Origin of the sequence: Candidatus Enterococcus murrayae, assembly GCF_017315985.1 — a bacterium.
In the GTDB taxonomy this organism is placed as follows: domain Bacteria; phylum Bacillota; class Bacilli; order Lactobacillales; family Enterococcaceae; genus Enterococcus_A; species Enterococcus_A murrayae.
The window spans coordinates 64091-76764 of record NZ_JAFLVR010000008.1; the positions used below are offsets into that span (position 1 = coordinate 64091).

A 12674-nucleotide genomic window follows, 5' to 3' on the forward strand; every position below is an offset into this window, starting at 1 on the left:
TTCGAGTGTCAAAAGCCCGTTAAATCAACGTTTTGATATCAAACGAAGCATATCAATTATTCCCACTCTACAGTCGCAGGCGGCTTGCTCGTAATATCATACACGATCCGATTGACATGAGCGACTTCATTGACGATCCGCACTGAGATTTTTTGCAGAACATCCCAAGGGATACGTGCAAAGTCAGCAGTCATACCATCGATTGAAGTTACCGCACGGATACCGACTGTGTAGTCGTAGGTACGGCCGTCGCCCATGACACCGACTGAACGGATGCCTGGTAGGACAGTGAAGTATTGCCAGATATCGCGGTCAAGACCAGCGTTGGCGATTTCTTCACGCAGGATTGCGTCTGATTCGCGGACGATTTCCAATTTTTCTTCAGTAAGCTCGCCAAGGACACGGATACCTAGACCTGGTCCTGGGAATGGTTGGCGCCAAACGATGGAGTCAGGCATGCCAAGCTGTGTTCCTAATTCTCGTACTTCATCTTTGAATAGGGTATTTAAAGGTTCGATCAACTCAAACTGCATGTCTTCTGGTAATCCACCAACATTGTGGTGAGATTTGATGGTTTGTGCTGTTTCTGTACCAGATTCGATCACATCAGTATAAAGGGTACCTTGGGCTAAGAAGGAAATACCTTCTTTACCAGCAAGTTTTGTCGCTTCGTCGTCAAAGACGTAAACAAATTCGTTACCAATAATTTTACGTTTTTGTTCAGGATCAGAAACGCCGGCTAATTTATTTAAGAAACGGTCTTTGGCATCAACTTTGATGATGTTCAAGCCGAATTTTCCGCCTAGAGCTTCCATTACTTGTTCGCCTTCGTCTTTACGTAATAGACCGTGGTCTACGAAGATCGAAGTTAATTGATCACCGATGGCTTTTTGTAAAAGCACACCAACGACACTGGAGTCTACACCGCCTGATAGGCCTAGCAGAACTTTTTTGTCGCCGACTTGTTCACGGATTTTTGCGACTTGCATGTCGATGAAGTTATCCATGCTCCAGTCGCCTTTGCATTGACACACATCTAGGGCAAAGTGACGTAATAATTCATTGCCGTATTCTGAATGACGCACTTCTGCGTGGAATTGAATTCCGTAGAAGTTGCGATTGGTATCTTGGATCGCTGCGATTGGGCAGTCTTTGCTGGTGCCAACTTTTTCAAAGCCTTCAGGAACCTGTGTAACCAGGTCGCCGTGGCTCATCCAAACAGTTTGTTCTTTTGGCGTTCCGGCGAATAGGACAGCATCGTCAGAAAGGACTTCTAAGGTTGCTTGACCGTATTCACGGTTTTTAGCGGGTTCTACTTTTCCGCCTAAGTTATATGTGATCAGCTGCATGCCGTAGCAAATACCTAAGACTGGAATCCCCAATTCAAAGATTTTTGGATCGATGGAGAAGGCTCCTTCGTCATAAACACTGTTTGGGCCACCTGATAAGATGATCCCTTTTGGATTCATGGCTTTGACTTCTTCTGCAGTGATGCGGTGGCTCATAAGTTCTGAGAAAACACCGAATTCACGAATACGACGAGTGATTAATTGGTTATACTGACTACCATAATCAAGTACAATGATTTTTTCTACGTTTGTCATTTCGGTAGAAACATTTGTCACAATTATTACCCCTTTTCAAGTTTTATTATAAAAGAAAGCAAGCTTTCTTTATAAGCTAGTATTTACGCAAATAGATTTCATCAATGATATGATGCTTTGCCTTGTGCAAGATAATATCAGCTCGACCTCTTGTTGGCAAGATATACTCTTCCAAATTCTTCAAGTTGACATTTTTCCAGACATCCTCGGCCATAGCCAATGCTTCTTTACGATCGCCGATGGCATAGTCGTAATAGTAGTTATCTGGATCTTTAAAGGCTGTATCCAGCAAGGACTCAAACCGTTCCAAATACCATCTTTCGACCATTTTAGGATCAGCATCTACATAAATCGACAAATCAAAAAAGTCGCTGACATAGATTTGCTGGTTGGCTGGCAGCTGCAGTGTATTGATTCCTTCCACGATCAAAATATCTGGAGAATCGATCATTTCATATTCTCCCTCCACGATATCGTACACATCATGGGAATATTTTGGGATCGGAATATTTTCCTTGCCGGATTTCACTTCATTCAAGACATCAATTAAATTCTCCATGTCATAGCTTTCAGGAAATCCTTTGCGATCCATGATTCCTCGTTCCTCCAAAACAGCGTTCGGATATAAGAAACCGTCTGTAGTGATTAATTGCACGGTTTGGTGTTTGAATAAGCGGTCCAATAGGGTCTGCAATAAACGAGCGGTGGTACTTTTTCCGACAGCTACACTTCCCGCGATTCCGATGATAAAGGGCGGCATCTTCACATAGCGATGCAGAAATAACCCTTTGCTTAAAGTGAGTGACTCAAAATCTTTCATATAAAGATGGATCAGGTGACATAAGGGTACATAGACATCGGTCACATCTTTCATCGAGATTTGGTCGTTCAAACTCTTGATGCTATCAAGCTCTGCTTGCGTCAACGGTGTGTTTCCCGGGGTATAGAAATCCTGCCACTGGTCACGGGCGATCCGGAAATAGTTCCCTCTTTCGTTCATAATAACCTCCTTATTCATACTAAGGCATTTATTTTCAAAAAATGTTTTCTGATTTCATAGTATATGCCATTCAACTATGAATTTTTCTTGTATACATGCCATTCTGCAGCTCTAGTTATTAGTAAGAAGCAGGACTGGCAACTGCGCTTATTCTACCATAAAAATCCTATTAGAAAGTGCTCCGTCTTCAAGAAATCCGAATAATTTCCTGTCGTAAAACGTTAACTATCATTTTAGCCGAAAAAAACCCTAAAAATCTATCGTAATGATAGGAGTTTCATTGTTTTTTTAGTTGCGGCAGGAAAAACTAGCGAGATGTTAAGAATCGGCTTTAAAAAGTGTATCATAATAGTAGTAACAGGTTTATGGAAGCAGGGTGCTGAATTGAAAAAACTAGAAGAAATGAGTTTGGAAGAGCTGTGGCGATTATTTCCAATTATCTTAAGGGAACACAGTGACGATTATGCTAGGTGGTATGAGGAAGAAAAGGAAAAGCTGACAAAGCTGCTGGCTGACTTCGAGATTCAGCGAATGAATCATATCGGCAGTACTTCAGTTGAAGGGTTGATTGCTAAACCAATCGTAGATATTTTGCTAGAATTACCGGATGGTTATGAGCTTAACCGAGTTTCGGAGCTGCTGCAGAAATCTGGTTGGCTTTTAATGATGAGCGATGAGAAAAAACAGACACTGGATTTGAATAAGGGGTATACTCCGGCAGGATTTGCGGAGAAGGTTTATCATCTGCATATAAAAGTATTAGGCGATTGGGATGAGCTTTATTTCAAAGATTATTTGTGTAAATATTCGGAAGCCGCACGACAGTATGAAGAGCTGAAGCTTTCGTTGAAGGCGAGATATGAGCATAATCGCGATGCGTATACGGATGCAAAAACTGATTTTGTTAGGAAATATAGTCAGAAGGCCCGACAAGAGTTTGGTCCGCGCTATTCGGTTAAATAAATTCTATATTTCGTGCTATGATAAGAAGGACAATTAGTAAGAAGGGGTGACAATCATGAAAAAAATCGTTTTATTTGGCGACAGCTTATTGGCTGGTGTGATGAATGGTGAAACGAGCAATATTTTAGATAAATATATTCTTGATGAGCTGACAGGAATGGGCTTTCCTGGTTACGAATTAGTAAAGCTGGGGAAACGCGGCGAATCTTCTTCTGATGGCTTGGCACGGGTCAATGAAGCGGTGGAAGCAGAAGGCGATTTTGTGGTAATCTCTTTTGGAACCAATGATTCATTGAAGCAAAAAAATACGGTTGAGGCGTTTGGTGAGAATATCAAAGAGATCATCGAGTCCTTTGATGCATCAAAGGTGATATTATTGACGACGGGCTATATCAACACAGAGATTTTGCCGATCGGTGACAATGATCGCCAGCAGGTATATGTTGAAAAAGCGAAACAAATCGCTGAAGAGGTTGGAGTCAATGTGATCGATCTGTATCATCACATGACCGTTTATCCAAAACCAAATGAGTTTGTGCAAACATTTGATGGGATCCATCCTTCAAATGAAGGCTACCATTTCTTAGGGGCTTTGATCGCACGAGATATTAAAGAAAAATTATTAGCAGAAGGGTAAGTTTATGGCAAATCATTATTATTCGGAAAATCCCGAGACAGCTCACGATCTTCACCAATGGTCGTTTGAACTAGCAGGGAAAACATTTCAGTTTGTTACTGACAGTGGTGTTTTTTCTCGAGATACAGTAGATTATGGATCGCGCGCGTTGATTGACCATTTCGATGCTGAAAATCTACCGGATGGAACATTGCTGGATGTGGGCTGCGGCTACGGTCCGATTGGCATGGCATTGGCCTATCAAACAGGTCGTCCGGTTGAAATGATCGATGTGAACAATCGAGCGGTAGAGCTGGCGCAAGGCAACGCGAAGCATAACGGTATTGAAGCAGACATTCATCAATCCAATATTTACGAGACGCTGCATCAAGAAGAGTATGCGGCCATCATCAGCAACCCGCCGATCCGAGCGGGAAAAAAAGTCGTTCATCAAATCTTGAGTGAGGCGGAGCCATTGTTAAAGATCGGCGGTACATTGACTATCGTGATCCAAAAGAAACAGGGAGCTCCGAGTGCAAAAAGCAAGATGGAGGACGTATTTGGAAACGCAGAGATCGTTGCGAAAGATAAAGGCTATTACATTATTCGCAGCACCAAGGAATAAAAAAATCCCGTTAGTTCTGTTTTTGAACTGACGGGATTTTTTCGTAAAGGAAAAGGCTTGCAAGTCTAGTTGAAGAAACGCTATAATCACAATGACTCATTATTTTCACAAATGTGATAGAGGAGGGCGAGTTTATGCAAAAAGAAGAAGATAAATTATTGGTTCGCATAGCCGAAATGTATTACCAAGAAGATAAAAATCAAAGTCAGATTTCTAAGGAATTAAATATTCATCGTAGCACGATCAGCAGATTACTGAAGCGTTCGCGCAATGAGGGGATCGTCAACATTTCTATCAATTATGACAAGGCAGGGACCTATAGTATTGAAAAGGAGCTGCAGGAGAAATTTGAATTGGAAAAGGCGATCATCGTACAAGCTGGAACCGATTTGAGCCGTACGCAAAAGGATAAATTATTGGCGCAGGGAGTGGGAGAATATCTGACGGAGATCATCAGGGATGATATGATCTTTGGTTTTTCGTGGGGGGAAACGATGTCTGCGATCCCAGAAGGTTTGACCAACTATGAGGTAGAAAATATTTTATGTGTCCCAATGATTGGCGGGCCTTCTGGCCGTCTGATCAGTGATTATCACGTAAATACGATCACGTACGAGGCGTCAAAAAAATTAAATGGTCGGGCATTATTAATCGATTCGCCGGCCTTTCCAGAAACAGTGAGCTTGAAGAAAGCGTTGATGGAAAATGAGTTTAATCAAGAATTAATTGATTATTGGCGTAAGATCGATATTGCTATTCTAGGCATTGGCTCTCCGACCTTGAAAGCGAGCGAGAGCTGGAAGCAGTTCTACGGAGAAGATGTATTGGCTTATTTGGAAGGTAAAAAAGTGGTTGGTGATGTTGTGTCGCGTTTTTATAATATCGAGGGCGAACATATTGATAATACGTTAGATGATCGTTTGATCGGGATCGATATCTCTGATTTAAAACGGGCTCCGTATCGAATCGGTGTGGCTGAGGCTGTTGATAAAGCAGATGCAATCGCTAGTGCATTGAAAGGTCGTTATATTAATGTATTGGTCACAACAGAAGAAACGGCGCAGGAAGTATTGAAAAGGTAGCCCTATCTGGAATTGAAGAGATCAAAGGGAAAAATGGCTGCGTTGATGGGAGTCAAAGCTTACCAAAGGAGGAGCTATGCAGGTTATTCGTTTGCTTCAAACGACATTGATTTTACTGAGCCGCAAGCAGGTGACGGCGAAGGAATTAGCGGAACGTTTTCAAGTTTCCACCCGTACGATTTATCGTGATGTTGATGCATTGAGTTTAGCAGGGGTGCCTGTATATGCGAATAAAGGGCGCAATGGCGGGATATTCTTAGACGACTCGTATCATGTCAGCAATGCTTTAATTGAAAAAGAGGAGCAGGATGATTTATTTTTAGCGCTGCATTTACTCCAATCGGTTGGGCTCGCAGATACCAAGAAGCTGTTGAAAAAAATGGGGACGGTCTATGATTGGAGTGAATGGCTGGCGGTTGACCTCAGTCAAACTGAAATCGCGAGCAGGACCTTTGAGCAGATAAAAAAGGCGTTATTCAATCATTGTGAGATCACCTGTATTTATCACACTGAATATGGTCAGACCCGCTTGCTGTCATTAGCGCCTAAACGAGTATTATACAAGTATCAAACATGGTATTTGCTGGCGTGGGAAATGTCCAAAAAGGAATGGTTGCTGCTGCCGATAAAACAAATCAGAGAGGTTGTTTTAACTGAACCGATTTGCTATTCATTTCCAGAAGAGGTCCTAACGTTTCCTCAGTTGACAGTACGTTTGCGTTTCAGTAAACGGATTGCCTATAAAAAATACGCTGAGTTTGCCGACTTGGATTGGCAGGATAATCCTGACAGCAGCTTTGAAGCTTCTTTGACATTCACAGAATTTGATGATCTTTATCGATTTTTGTTGCCTTTAGGAAAAAATGTTGAGCTTCTTTCACCTCCATGGATTCGAGAAAAGGTTTTGAATTATGTGTCTGCTTTTTACGATAATCATTTTTAATATGACATGTTCTGGCACTTTGTTCTATTAAACTAGAGTAAACAAAGGTATCAGTCTAGCTTAAGTAAGAGAAATGTCTTCAGGAAAAAGTGTGAGGCTTAGTTGGCTGGTATACAACATGAAATAGGAGGGAAGAGCTATGCAATTCGAACAAATCGTAAAACCAGATCAATGGATTCTTTCACAGAGCTTTACGGTGAAGGTGGAAGAGATTCCCCAAGTAATTGGACCAACCTTTATGAAGCTAGGAGGATTTATTCAAACACAGGGGATTCAGATTTTAAGTACGCCTTTCGTATCTTATAAAGGCATGGATGAAACTGGCGGACTAGACGAACAGGCAATCCAAATGGAAGTGGGATTCCCAATCGCGGAAGAAGTACAAAATGCTGCGGAAGTCGAAGCAGCTTGTTATCATCAGCCATCGTACAAAGCCTTGTCCACACTTTATGTGGGTAAGTATGATGAGATGGCGAATACGTATTTTGCGATGATGGCTGAAATTAAAAACATTGGTGGAAAATTTATTGGTACAGGCTATGAATATTATTTAAGCGATGAGGAAATTCCAGAAGAACAACAGGAAACAATTTTAGAACTAGTATACGAATAAGCGAGTTATCCATTAAGACAAGTTGAGAAGCTTGTCTTTTTTTTGAGTCGTTTGTAGGAAAGGATAACCTTTCCACAGTTAAAATCCTGAATGAGTGTATTTTTTGTAGATTGGCAAAGGATGGAAAGAACTTCCATATATAGCGTTTAGTAATAAATCGGAAATTTCGTAAAAGAGGCGTGTCTTTCATTTTTGGAATGCACGTCTTTTTTTTTGCACTTTTGTGATTTAGTTTTAAAAAAGTTGAAAAAGTTGTTGACAACGTTTTCTTGTGAAGTTACTATAAGGTTGCAACAAATGTTAAAAACAAATCACAAATGTTAAAGGGGCGTTTGCAATGGATTGGTTAGATGTGCAGGGAAAAACAGTGATTGTCACAGGAGGTTCATCAGGAATTGGTGCGGCTATTGTCAAAGAATTATGTGAATTAGGGATCAATGTGGTGAATGCTGATTTGAGAGAAGGAACTTTTACTCATAAAAATCTATTATTCAGCCAAACAGATGTCACTTCACCTGAATCTGTAGAGCAAACAGTCGCAATTGCGGTAGAAACATTTCAAACGATCGATGCGGTAGTCAATAATGCAGGAATTAATATTCCAGCTTTATTAGTCGATGAAGAAATGACTGAAGACGGAAAATTTCAAATCAATGAACGAATTTTTAACAAGATGATCGACATCAATCAAAAGGGCGTCTACTTGATGGGACAAGCTGTTGGTCGTGTGATGGTCAAGCAGGGTTATGGAGTCATCATCAACATGTCATCGGAGTGCGGTCTGGAAGGCTCCGAAGGTCAAAGTGTTTACGCTGCAACGAAGGCTGCGGTGAATAGTTTTACTCGCTCATGGGCAAAAGAGTTAGGAAAAAAAGGGGTAAGAGTTGTAGGGATAGCACCAGGCATCATGGAGGAAACGGGATTACGCACGCTCGAATACGAAACAGCTTTGGCTTATACCCGCGGAATTACAGTTGAGCAATTACGGGCTGGATACAGTAATACCAAGACTATTCCGCTAGGTCGTGATGGGAAATTAAGTGAAGTTGCCGATTTGGTTGCTTACTTTGTCTCTGCACGTTCAAGCTATGTAGATGGTGTGACTGTAAATGTCGCTGGTGGAAAAACTAGAGGTTAGTGTTCAAATCAGCTGTTCGCAGCAAACGGGGCGTTCAGCTGATTGACAGATAAAACAGGAGGAGGGCTTATGAACAAAGTAATTTTAGTGGCACATGGGAAGCTGGCGCATGAAATGAAAAATTCGGCGGAAATGATCTTTGGCGCGCTGCCAGATTTTGAATCAATAGCGTTCTTAAAAGAAGAAGGACTGGATACGATTCAAGAAAAAATCTCCGCTGCGATGGATGAGAAGGACGCATCCTATCTGATCTTAACCGATTTATTTTGCGGGACACCTTACAATGCCAGCTGTGCAGTAGCTATGAAGAATCCTGAACGGGAGATCGAAGTCGTTTCGGGAATGTCGCTGCCGATCGTGTTGGAGGTGGCGAGTATGTTGGGCAATAATTTGCAGGATATTGTGAATCATGCAACAAGTATTCCTTGCGATACAGTGAAAGCGTTTAAACAGCAAGTGATTGAAGAAGAGGAGGATTTTTAAGATGCAAATCAAATTAGCACGAATTGATGACCGATTGATCCATGGGCAAGTAGCAACCGTATGGGCGAAGGAAGCAGGTGCAAAACGAATCATCGTTGTCAGTAAAGAAGTCGCTAACGACGAGATTCGTAAGACTTTGGTGAAACAAGCAGCACCGCCAGGCATTAAAGTGAACATCGTTGATCCGGAAAAAGCAGTGAAGGTCTACAACAATCCGAAGTATGCGGATGAAACAGTTTTTTATCTATTTACCAATCCGATGGAGGTACTGGAATTAGTTGAGATGCAGGTGCCGATCAAATCAATCAATATTGGTGGGATGCAATTCAAAACCGGACGGACACAAATCACAAAGGCGGTCTCAGTCGATCAGACAGAAGCTGATGCTTTCCGTAAATTAGAAGCATCTGGAGTGGAGTTGGATCTGCGAGTAATTGCGACCGATCCCAAAGGAAATTTTGAAGAAAAATTGAAAGAAGCAGGTTTTTAATTATCGATAATTAGGAAATAGGAGGACACAAAAATGGAATTATCAGCTTTGCAGATTGTACTTATTTTTCTTTTTTCATGTGTGTGCGGGATGGGCAGCGTATTGGATGAGTTTCAAACGCATCGACCACTGATTGCGTGTACAATGGTTGGTTTGATTTTGGGAGATGTGACGACGGGGATTATTTTAGGCGGAACATTGGAGCTGATTGCTTTAGGCTGGATGAACATTGGCGCGGCGCAATCGCCGGATTCGGCTTTAGCAAGTGTGATTTCTACTATATTAGTAGTCGTTGGACAGCAGGATATTCAATCTGGCATCGCGATTGCTTTGCCTGTTGCAGCGGCAGGACAGGTATTGACGGTTATCGCTCGGACAATCACGGTAGCTTTTCAGCATGCGGCGGACCGCGAAGCGGAAAAAGCGAATTTCAACAAAATTATCTTCCTGCATTTTAGTGCGTTGTTCATTCAAGCTTTACGTGTAGCGATTCCAGCAACAATCGTAGCAGCATTTGTCAGCGCAGAGATGGTGACGAAGATGCTGGATATGATCCCGGATGTGATTACAGGGGGACTGGCTGTTGCTGGTGGATTTATCGTCGTTGTCGGATACGCGATGGTTTTGAACATGATGAGCGTGGCGTATCTGATGCCGTTCTTCTATCTAGGATTTGTCATGGGCGGTTATTTAGACTTTAGTCTATTAGCTTTCGGTATCGTTGGATTGATCACGGCGTTAGTTTACGTCCAGTTAAATCCAAACTTTAAGAAAAATGACGTTCAAGGCAATCAGGTGGCGGCAGTTGTTGCTGGTGAATTGGCGGATGATGAGTTAGAGGATTAGGAGGCAAAAAAATGGAAAATACTTCAACGGTAGAAAGCAAAAAAGATATTTATGCGCAATCGCAATTGACCAAAAAGGATTTGATGACCACTTTTGTTTTTTCAAACTTCCAGCAGGCATCTTTTAACTTTGAAAGAATCCATGCTTTGGCATTTTGTGTGGATATGATCCCAACGATTCGCAGGGTCTATAAAACAAAAGAAGAGCAGGCGGAAGCATTGAAACGCCATATGACATTCTTCAATACGACACCAGCAGTTTGCGGGCCAGTGATCGGCGTAACAATGGCGATGGAGGAAGCACGGGCGAGCGGTGCAGATATAGATGATGGAACGATCAACAGCTTGAAGGTTGGTTTGATGGGACCTTTAGCTGGTGTGGGTGATCCGCTTGTTTGGGGAACCCTGCGACCGATTACAGCAGCTTTAGGCGCTTCATTGGCTTTATCCGGCAATGTGATGGGACCAATCTTATTCTTTGTCGCGTTTAATGCGATTCGGTTAGCGATGAAATGGTTTGGGTTGACCTATGGTTTTAGTAAAGGGATGGACATCGTCAAAGATCTATCTGGCAACTTGCTGCAAAAACTAACCGAAGGCGCGACCATTTTAGGCTTGTTCATCATGGGTGTCTTAGTGACAAAATGGACGACAGTCAACATTCCATTGATCGTATCAAAAACACCGGGAGCAGATGGAAAAACAGTTATCACTACAGTGCAGAATGTTTTGGACGATTTGGTTCCTGGGCTGCCTGCGCTAGGATTGACTCTGTTGATGATGTATTTGTTAAAGAAAAAAGTCAGTCCGATCGTCTTGATCTTTGTATTATTTGCGGTAGGGATCATCGGTTATTGGTTGGGTATTTTAGCTTAATATGTCCACTCTGCTAGATCAGCGGAAAGGACTGGGCAATGATGATCGCTCAACTAAGCGTTCGTCTTGTCAGTGTGCGTGAGAAAAATGAATGTGTTAATAGAAACTAGGGGGAATAGCAGTGAAAACAAAGGCAGTGCGTTTATATGGTAAGAAAGATTTGCGCTTGGAGGAATTCGAATTACCAGAAATTAAAGAAAATGAGATTTTAGCTTCTGTGATTACCGACAGTATTTGTATGTCGACATGGAAATTAGCGAATCAAGGAGCGGATCATAAGAAAGCGCCAAACGATCTTGCAGATAATCCTATTATCATCGGTCATGAGTTTTGTGGCGAACTTTTAGAAGTGGGTGGAAAATGGGCGCACAAATACAAAAAGGGTGAACGATACGTTTTGCAGGCAAACCTGCAATTACCGGATCGTCCGGATTGTCCCGGCTATTCGTATCCCTATACAGGCGGTGACGCTACTTATATCGTAATCTCTGAAGATGTCATGAACCAGGATTGTTTGATCCCTTATAAGGGAGAAACATATTTCGAAGGTTCATTGATTGAACCGTTATCTTGTGTGATTGGTGCCTTTGAAGCGAATTATCATTTGAAAGAAGGTTCTTATGAACACAAGATGGGAATCAAATCGGATGGCAACCTGCTGATCATGGGCGGTACTGGACCGATGGGCTTATTGGCAATCGATTATGCACTGCATGGTCCGATCAAACCAAAAAAATTAGTAGTAACAGATCGCGACGCAGAAAAATTGGCACGGGCAGCCAAACTTTATCCAAGTCAAAATGGTATCGACGTTTCCTATGTAAATGTCGCAGAGGTAACGGACCAGGTCAATCTCTTGAAAGAGACCGTCGACGGCGGGTTCGATGATATCTTTGTCATGGTTCCTGTAGATTCGGTTGTTAGTGAGGCAGCAGCGATGCTGAATCCAGATGGATGTCTAAATTTCTTTGCAGGACCTCAAAACAAAGAATTTTCAGCTAATGTGAACTTCTATGATGTGCATTATTCATTTACTCATTTCGTTGGAACGTCAGGCGGAAACACAGAAGACATGCGCAAAGCAGTCAAGTTGATTGAAAACAAACAGGTCAAGGTGGCGAATGTCGTTACTCACATTCTAGGCTTGGATGCAGTGGGGGAGACTACCTTGAATCAACCAGCAATCGGCGGCGGGAAAAAATTAGTTTATACCCATAAGCAATCGGAATTGAGTAAATTGTCAGAAATCGAACAAGAATCTGAACTAGGGAAAATCTTGGCAGAAACAGGCGGTATTTGGAGTAAAAAGGCTGAAAATTATGTCTTAAAAAATTATCCAAATATTTAATATTTTATAAAGTAAATGAATTAATCGTTTTTCTAGTGTTAGTCACAT

The 12674-nt window shown here is 41.9% G+C and carries 14 protein-coding genes; 12 read left to right on the top strand and 2 right to left on the bottom strand.

What is annotated here, in order from left to right:
• Nucleotides 1-56 precede the first annotated feature (56 nt).
• Both guaA and coaA read right to left on the bottom strand, forming a co-directional pair.
• Nucleotides 57-1625, bottom strand: coding sequence for a glutamine-hydrolyzing GMP synthase (gene guaA / locus JZO85_RS03770; RefSeq protein WP_207107182.1), 1569 nt, complete (start codon nt 1623-1625; stop codon nt 57-59).
• A 55-nt stretch (nt 1626-1680) separates the two neighbouring features.
• Entirely contained in the window at nt 1681-2604 is a 924-nt protein-coding gene (gene coaA / locus JZO85_RS03775; protein ID WP_207107183.1) for a type I pantothenate kinase, read from the bottom strand.
• Nucleotides 2605-3006: 402 nt separating this feature from the next.
• Between coaA and JZO85_RS03780 the strand changes: the two genes are divergently transcribed.
• From JZO85_RS03780 to JZO85_RS03835, 12 genes are all read left to right on the top strand, one after another.
• Nucleotides 3007-3567 (top strand): GrpB family protein, encoded by a 561-nt coding sequence (locus JZO85_RS03780; protein WP_207107272.1) that lies wholly within the window; start codon nt 3007-3009, stop codon nt 3565-3567.
• Nucleotides 3568-3622: 55 nt separating this feature from the next.
• The gene (locus JZO85_RS03785; RefSeq protein WP_207107184.1) at nt 3623-4204 is read left to right on the top strand and encodes an SGNH/GDSL hydrolase family protein; all 582 of its coding nucleotides are present in this window, start codon (nt 3623-3625) and stop codon (nt 4202-4204) included.
• Nucleotides 4205-4208: 4 nt separating this feature from the next.
• On the top strand, nt 4209-4808 hold the full coding sequence (locus JZO85_RS03790) for a class I SAM-dependent methyltransferase (protein ID WP_207107185.1): 600 nt from the start codon (nt 4209-4211) through the stop codon (nt 4806-4808).
• 134 nt (nt 4809-4942) lie between these two features.
• Nucleotides 4943-5890: a sugar-binding transcriptional regulator gene (locus JZO85_RS03795; RefSeq protein WP_207107186.1), complete on the top strand. Its 948-nt coding sequence runs from the start codon at nt 4943-4945 to the stop codon at nt 5888-5890.
• Between the two features lie 76 nt (nt 5891-5966).
• Nucleotides 5967-6833: a helix-turn-helix transcriptional regulator gene (locus JZO85_RS03800; RefSeq protein WP_207107187.1), complete on the top strand. Its 867-nt coding sequence runs from the start codon at nt 5967-5969 to the stop codon at nt 6831-6833.
• A 139-nt stretch (nt 6834-6972) separates the two neighbouring features.
• A complete protein-coding gene (locus tag JZO85_RS03805) occupies nt 6973-7446 on the top strand; it encodes a GyrI-like domain-containing protein (protein WP_207107188.1) in 474 nt (157 codons plus the stop codon).
• 337 nt (nt 7447-7783) lie between these two features.
• Nucleotides 7784-8584, top strand: a complete 801-nt coding sequence (locus JZO85_RS03810) for an SDR family oxidoreductase (protein WP_207107189.1) — start codon at nt 7784-7786, stop codon at nt 8582-8584.
• 69 nt (nt 8585-8653) lie between these two features.
• Entirely contained in the window at nt 8654-9067 is a 414-nt protein-coding gene (locus JZO85_RS03815) for a PTS sugar transporter subunit IIA (protein WP_207107190.1), read from the top strand.
• Between the two features lies 1 nt (nt 9068).
• Complete coding sequence (locus tag JZO85_RS03820) at nt 9069-9557, top strand: mannose/fructose/sorbose PTS transporter subunit IIB (RefSeq protein WP_207107191.1); 489 nt, start codon at nt 9069-9071, stop codon at nt 9555-9557.
• Nucleotides 9558-9590: 33 nt separating this feature from the next.
• Nucleotides 9591-10403, top strand: coding sequence for a PTS mannose/fructose/sorbose transporter subunit IIC (locus tag JZO85_RS03825; protein WP_207107192.1), 813 nt, complete (start codon nt 9591-9593; stop codon nt 10401-10403).
• A gap of 11 nt (nt 10404-10414) precedes the next feature.
• Nucleotides 10415-11278, top strand: coding sequence for a PTS system mannose/fructose/sorbose family transporter subunit IID (locus tag JZO85_RS03830; protein WP_207107193.1), 864 nt, complete (start codon nt 10415-10417; stop codon nt 11276-11278).
• A 121-nt stretch (nt 11279-11399) separates the two neighbouring features.
• Nucleotides 11400-12626 (top strand): zinc-binding dehydrogenase, encoded by a 1227-nt coding sequence (locus tag JZO85_RS03835; RefSeq protein ID WP_207107194.1) that lies wholly within the window; start codon nt 11400-11402, stop codon nt 12624-12626.
• Nucleotides 12627-12674: the final 48 nt, after the last annotated feature.

Bases quoted from the DNA above. Each gene is read 5' to 3' on its own strand.
- JZO85_RS03800 (WP_207107187.1), top strand. From the start codon at position 5,967: ATGCAGGTTATTCGTTTGCTTCAAACGACATTGATTTTACTGAGCCGC.
- JZO85_RS03825 (WP_207107192.1), top strand. From the start codon at position 9,591: ATGGAATTATCAGCTTTGCAGATTGTACTTATTTTTCTTTTTTCATGT.
- JZO85_RS03815 (WP_207107190.1), top strand. From the start codon at position 8,654: ATGAACAAAGTAATTTTAGTGGCACATGGGAAGCTGGCGCATGAAATG.
- JZO85_RS03810 (WP_207107189.1), top strand. From the start codon at position 7,784: ATGGATTGGTTAGATGTGCAGGGAAAAACAGTGATTGTCACAGGAGGT.
- JZO85_RS03795 (WP_207107186.1), top strand. From the start codon at position 4,943: ATGCAAAAAGAAGAAGATAAATTATTGGTTCGCATAGCCGAAATGTAT.
- JZO85_RS03830 (WP_207107193.1), top strand. From the start codon at position 10,415: ATGGAAAATACTTCAACGGTAGAAAGCAAAAAAGATATTTATGCGCAA.
- JZO85_RS03785 (WP_207107184.1), top strand. From the start codon at position 3,623: ATGAAAAAAATCGTTTTATTTGGCGACAGCTTATTGGCTGGTGTGATG.
- JZO85_RS03790 (WP_207107185.1), top strand. From the start codon at position 4,209: ATGGCAAATCATTATTATTCGGAAAATCCCGAGACAGCTCACGATCTT.
- JZO85_RS03805 (WP_207107188.1), top strand. From the start codon at position 6,973: ATGCAATTCGAACAAATCGTAAAACCAGATCAATGGATTCTTTCACAG.
- JZO85_RS03780 (WP_207107272.1), top strand. From the start codon at position 3,007: ATGAGTTTGGAAGAGCTGTGGCGATTATTTCCAATTATCTTAAGGGAA.
- JZO85_RS03820 (WP_207107191.1), top strand. From the start codon at position 9,069: ATGCAAATCAAATTAGCACGAATTGATGACCGATTGATCCATGGGCAA.
- coaA (WP_207107183.1), bottom strand. From the start codon at position 2,604: ATGAACGAAAGAGGGAACTATTTCCGGATCGCCCGTGACCAGTGGCAG.